Annotated in this window: 5 protein-coding genes; all 5 read right to left on the minus strand. The window is 68.0% G+C overall.

Going from position 1 to position 5,368, the window contains the following annotated elements:
• Window positions 1–223: 223 nt before the first annotated feature.
• Window positions 224–802 carry an RBBP9/YdeN family alpha/beta hydrolase gene (locus tag ACT53U_RS11130; protein WP_476155024.1) on the minus strand — a complete coding sequence of 193 codons (579 nt, stop codon included), beginning with the start codon at window positions 800–802 and terminating at the stop codon, window positions 224–226.
• A 253-nt stretch (window positions 803–1,055) separates the two neighbouring features.
• A complete protein-coding gene (locus ACT53U_RS11135) occupies window positions 1,056–2,783 on the minus strand; it encodes an NAD-dependent malic enzyme (protein WP_476155026.1) in 1,728 nt (575 codons plus the stop codon).
• Between the two features lie 43 nt (window positions 2,784–2,826).
• The gene (locus tag ACT53U_RS11140) at window positions 2,827–3,606 is read right to left on the minus strand and encodes a substrate-binding domain-containing protein (RefSeq protein WP_476155028.1); all 780 of its coding nucleotides are present in this window, start codon (window positions 3,604–3,606) and stop codon (window positions 2,827–2,829) included.
• A gap of 152 nt (window positions 3,607–3,758) precedes the next feature.
• Window positions 3,759–4,607, minus strand: a complete 849-nt coding sequence (locus ACT53U_RS11145; RefSeq protein WP_476155030.1) for a fumarylacetoacetate hydrolase family protein — start codon at window positions 4,605–4,607, stop codon at window positions 3,759–3,761.
• A gap of 74 nt (window positions 4,608–4,681) precedes the next feature.
• Window positions 4,682–5,368: aconitase family protein (locus tag ACT53U_RS11150; RefSeq protein ID WP_476155031.1), on the minus strand; the 687-nt coding region annotated here is incomplete at its 5' end.

Here is a 5,368-nt window from a genome sequence, read left to right on the forward strand (position 1 = left end):
GCCCTCAGGGATCGTCCCTGTCCGACCCGGAGCGACGCTCGGCGGGAGCGGCCGATCGGTGCCGAGCAACCCGCCGCCCCCGTATCCGAACCGAGGCGAGTGGGCTTCACTCGTGGCGGGGGAGCACCTCCATCGGCGCCGAAATTCGCTCGAGGTGGTGGTCTGACCGGCGACGTCGATGCGCGACGGCGTTCGGCAGGACGCCCCCTTGCGGAGGGGCGGTTCATCCATTCGGCAGCGTCGCGGCGAAGTCCGCCAGGAGGCGCAGCCCGTGAGGCCACGGACCGAAGCCGGATTCCGCGTTGATGTGACCCGCGTCGCCGACGTCCACGAGGCGACTGCCCCAGACGCGGGCCCAGTGCTCGGCGCGGTGAAAGCGCATCACCGGATCGTTGTGGCTGGCGACGAGCAGACTCGGCACGCCGAGATCCCGCTCCGGGATCCGCTCCTCCGCCTCGAACCGCGACGGCTCGGCGGGCGCCACGAGGACGAGGCCGGCGACCGGTGCGACACGATCCATGGCGACGCAGGTCGAAGCGAGGGCCCCCAGTGAATGCCCGATCAGGACGGTGGGACGACGGCTCTCGCGCAGATGACGCAGGATCGTGGCGATCCACAGTTCGATGTCGGGGTCGTCCCACCGTCGTTGGGTGATGCGCCGGAACACCGGCGCCATGCCCTGCCACAGGCTCTGCCAGTGTTCGGGACCGCTGTCCTTGAACCCCGGCACCAACAAGAGATCGAAACGCCGAGCCGCGACGCCGAGTGCCTCCATCACCGATACCGACAAGGTCAGCCCCATCACGTCGCTCCCGGATTCACCCGCGCCTCCCGAAGTCTAGGACATCCCGGGGACGATCGGGGCAGACGAATACTCCGGAAGGATGCCGACCTCGCCTCACGCGAGGCCGTGCTGCGTCCGGAGCTTCCTTGCGGAACGATGCGCCATTCGACATGGAATCGGTCGTCTGGGCACAGGCAGGCGAAGCCGTCGGTGTGACGAAGAAGACGTCCTCGACCGGGGGCGGCTTCGGCCGCCCCTCACGTCTTCGATCTCACTCGGCGGCGAGCCGCTCCTCGTTCGTCAGGCGGCGGTATTCCGGCGCCCACATCTTCTCCTGGACGCGACGGATGATCTCGGCATCCGACATCGCCTCGGTCAGGCCCTCGTCGCGCGCCTTGCGGGCGACGGCCACGGCGATGGTCGAGGAGACCCTGCGCATGTCCTCGAGCAACGGCAGCAGCCGTCCGCCCGGGGTGGTGCGCGCCGGCGACAGCGCCGCGAGAGCCTCGGCGGCGGCGAGGAACATGCTGTCGGTCACCCGCCGCGCGTTCACCGCCAGGACGCCGAGGCCGACGCCGGGGAAGATGTAGGAGTTGTTGGTCTGGGCGAAATGATGGGTGACGCCTTCATACTCGACCGGCGCGAAGGGGCTGCCCGTGCCGATGATCGCCCGCCCCTCGGTCCAGCGCACGATGTCGGCCGGCTGCGCCTCGACGCAGGAGGTCGGGTTGGACAGCGGGAAGACGATCGGCCGTTCGGTGTGGGCCGCCATCTCGCGGATCACCGCCTCGGTGAAGGTGCCCGGCTGGCCGGCGACGCCGATCAGCACGGTCGGCTTCACGTTGCGCACCACGTCGAGCAGCATGGCCTTGCCGGGCACGTCGAGCTGCCACTGATCGAGCTGCGCGCTGTCCTGGCGCCAGCCGAGCTGGAACGTGTCGAGGTTCGGCGTCTTCTCGGTGACGAGGCCATGACGGCCGACGATGAAGAAGCGACGCGCCGCCTCTTCGGCGTCGAGGCCCTGCTCGATCATCGCCGAGCGGATCAGTTCGGCGATGCCGATGCCGGCCGAACCGCCGCCGAGGATGACGACGCGCTGTTCGGTCAGGGGCTTGCCGACGATGTCGACGGCGGCGAGCAGCGTGCCGGTGGCGACCGAGGCGGTGCCCTGGATGTCGTCGTTGAAGGTGCAGAGCCGGTCGCGATAGCGCTCCAGCAGCCGGTTGGCGTTGTTCTTGTGGAAGTCCTCCCACTGCAGCAGGACATTCGGCCAGCGCCGCTTCACCGCCGCGACGAAGGCTTCGATGAACGCGTCGTAGTCCGCCCCGCGGACGCGCTCGTGGTGCCAACCGAAATAGAGCGGATCGGAGAGCCGTTCGAGATTGTCGGTGCCGACGTCGAGGGTGATCGGAAGGGTCCGGGCCGGGTCGATGCCGCCGCAGGCCGAATAGATGGCGAGCTTGCCGATCGGGATGCCCATGCCGCCGACGCCCTGGTCGCCGAGACCGAGGATGCGCTCGCCGTCGGTGACGACGATGCACTCGACGTCGTCGAAGCGCGGATTGGCGAAGATCCGGTCGAGCTTGTCCTTGAGGTGGATCGACAGGAACAGGCCGCGCGGACGGCGGTAGATGTGGCTGAAGCGCTGGCAGCCGAGGCCGACGGTCGGGGTGTAGATGACCGGCAGCAGTTCCTCGAGATGCTCGACGAGGAGGGCGAAATAGAGCGTCTCGTTGGTGTCCTGCAGGTCGCGCAGGAAGACGTAGCGATCGAGATCGGTCGGCAGGGCGCGGACGCATTCGAGCCGGCGGGCGACCTGGTCGGCGAGCGTCTCGACATGGTCGGGCAGCAGCCCGTGCAGCCCGTAGAGATCACGCTCTTCCTCGGTGAAGGCCGTCGAGCGGTTGAGCAGCGGGTTCTCGAGAACCTGCGCGGACGGGAGCGGATGGCCGGTCCTGCGGCTTTCGCCGTGGCGCGGGTTCGGGCGAATGTCGGTCATCGAGGTGTCCTCGTGTATCGGAAGGGTCTGTCGCCCAGGTCGGTCAACGACGGGCGATCGGCTCGAGGCCGCTGCGCAGCAGAACCGGGGCTGCGTCGTTCGACGCGATGAAGGCGATCAGCGCCTTGCCCGCGGCGGGCTCGGCGGCGTTCGTGGTCAAGCCGGCGGAAAAGACGGTGATCTTCTGGACGTCGTCCGGCAGCTTGCCGACGAAGTCGGCGCCGGCGATCGGCAACAGTTCGCTGACCTGCTGGAAGCCCAACTCGGCCTCGCCGCGGGCAACCACCTTGGCGACGGGTTCGGCGGGGATCATCCGCGCCTTGCCCCGCATCTCGGCCTCGATGCCGAGACGTGCGAAGAGCTTCCGCTCGACGTAGACGCCGCTGGCGCTGTCGGAATAGACGGCCGAGCCGGCGCGCAGGAGGGTCGCCCGCAGGGCATCGACGGTTGAGATGTCGGGCCTTGCGGCACCGGCGCGGACCGACATGCCGATCGGCGAGCGAACGAGATCGGCATGGGTCGAGGCATCGGCGACGCCGCTCTTCTCGAGCCCTTCGAGCGCTTCGCCGACCATGATCAACACGTCGGCCCGCTCACCGCGGGCGAGACGAACCGGGATGGCGTTCTCCGTCGTCCCCATCGAGGGGCCGTAGGCCGTGACGACCACGTGCCCGGTGCGGGCTTCGAAGGTGCGGACGAGTTCCTTGTAGGCCGCGGCCATGCCGCCGGAGATCATGACGCGGACTTCGCTCGCCGATGCCGGCATCGCTGCCAGGCACATCGCGGTCGCGAGGGCCGAAAGAAAGAGACTGCGACGGGACATGGCGAGCTCCATGATGCGGTCGTCGTTCGACGCGCGGGAACCGCGAGGACGTGCCGGCACCTGACGGCCGGCGGCGTTGGGGTTCCGATCGGAGATGAGGGGCCTCGGGCGACACGGTGGACGCGTCGCCCGAGTAGAAGCAGTGGCCCGGGTCAGGCGGCCATCGCTTCCAACACGATCGAATTGCCGAGGCGCCCGATCTTCTCGATCTCGACCTCGATGCGATCGCCGGGCTTCATGAAGAGCGGCGGATTGCGCTTCTTGCCGACGCCGCCGGGCGAGCCGGTGATGATCACGTCGCCGGGTTCGAGCGGCGAGAAGGTCGAGATGTAGGCGATGAGATCGGGGATGCGGTGGATCATGTTGGCGGTCGAGTCGTCCTGGACCCGCGTGCCGTTCAGCCACGTGCCGATCTTCAGCGCGTGCGGATCGGGGATTTCGTCCCGCGTCACCAGCCAGGGGCCGAAGGCGCCGGTCTCGCGCCAGTTCTTGCCGGCCGTGAACCAGGTGTGCTGCCAGTCGCGCACCGAGCCGTCCATGTAGCAGGAGTAGCCGGCGACATGGTCGTAGGCGTCGGCCGCGGTGATGCGAAAGCCGGCCTTGCCGATGACGACGGCGAGTTCACCCTCGTAGTCGAATTCGGCGGTCTCGGACGGTTTCAGGACCGGGCATTCGTGTCCGGTCTGCGAATGCGGCAGACGTACGAAGAGGGTCGGCGCCGGATTGGTCTCGGCGAACTCCGCGCGCTTGTCGGCATAGTTCATGCCGACGCAGAAGATCTTCGACGGTTCGTCGATGACCGGCAGGAAGGTGACGGCATCGGTCTCGTGGTCGATCCGAGCGACGTCCAACGCCGCAATCTCCGCGGGGTCGCAGCGTGCCAGAAAGTCCTTGAGGTCGGCATATTCGTCGTTCAGGGCACGACGCAGGTCGACGAGGCCGCCGTCGACGACCAGGCCGAACGTCTTGCGATCATCGACGATGTAGCTCGCGAGTTTCATGGGTGATCCTTTCGTGGTGCGACGTCCGCTGTCGCGCGGACGTCGTCCCGTGGTGTCGGGAAGCGGCGCGGCCGTCAGGCCCGGGCCGCCGCAAAGGCGGGAATCTGGTCGAAGTTCATGTAGCGGTAGACCTCGGCCGTCTTGCCCTGGAGGGTTCCGACGGCGGCCATGTATTCTTCCATCGTCGGGATCTTGCCGAGCAGCGCGGCGACCGCGGCGAGTTCCGCCGAGGAGAGGTAGACGCGGGTGTCGATGCCCAGACGGTTGGGGAAGTTGCGGGTCGAGGTCGACAGCGCCGTCGAGCCCTTGCGGATCTGCGCCTGGTTGCCCATGCACAGCGAACAGCCCGGCATCTCCATGCGTGCACCCGACTTGCCGAGGGTGGCGTAGTAGCCCTCCTCGGTCAGGATCATCGCGTCCATCTTGGTCGGCGGGGCGATCCACAGGCGGGTCGGGATGTCCGACTTGCCGGCGAGGATCTTACCGGCGGCACGGAAGTGGCCGATGTTGGTCATGCACGAGCCGATGAAGACCTCGTCGATCGCGTCGCCGGCGACGTCCGACAGCGTCTTGACGTCGTCGGGATCGTTCGGGCAGGCGAGGATCGGCTCCTTGATGGTCGCAAGATCGATCTCGTAGACCGCGGCGTACTCGGCGTTCGCATCGGGCTCGAGCAGGACCGGGTTGGCGATCCAGGCCTCCATCGCCGCGATGCGGCGCTCGAGGCTGCGACGGTCCTCGTAGCCGTTGGCGATCATCCA

The organism is Pinisolibacter sp. DMC19 (genome assembly GCF_056313985.1).

What these genes read in the sequence shown, in the direction of transcription:
- ACT53U_RS11145 (WP_476155030.1), bottom strand. Translation starts at nt 4,607, where the DNA reads ATGAAACTCGCGAGCTACATCGTCGATGATCGCAAGACGTTCGGCCTG.
- ACT53U_RS11140 (WP_476155028.1), bottom strand. Translation starts at nt 3,606, where the DNA reads ATGTCCCGTCGCAGTCTCTTTCTTTCGGCCCTCGCGACCGCGATGTGC.
- ACT53U_RS11130 (WP_476155024.1), bottom strand. Translation starts at nt 802, where the DNA reads ATGGGGCTGACCTTGTCGGTATCGGTGATGGAGGCACTCGGCGTCGCG.
- ACT53U_RS11135 (WP_476155026.1), bottom strand. Translation starts at nt 2,783, where the DNA reads ATGACCGACATTCGCCCGAACCCGCGCCACGGCGAAAGCCGCAGGACC.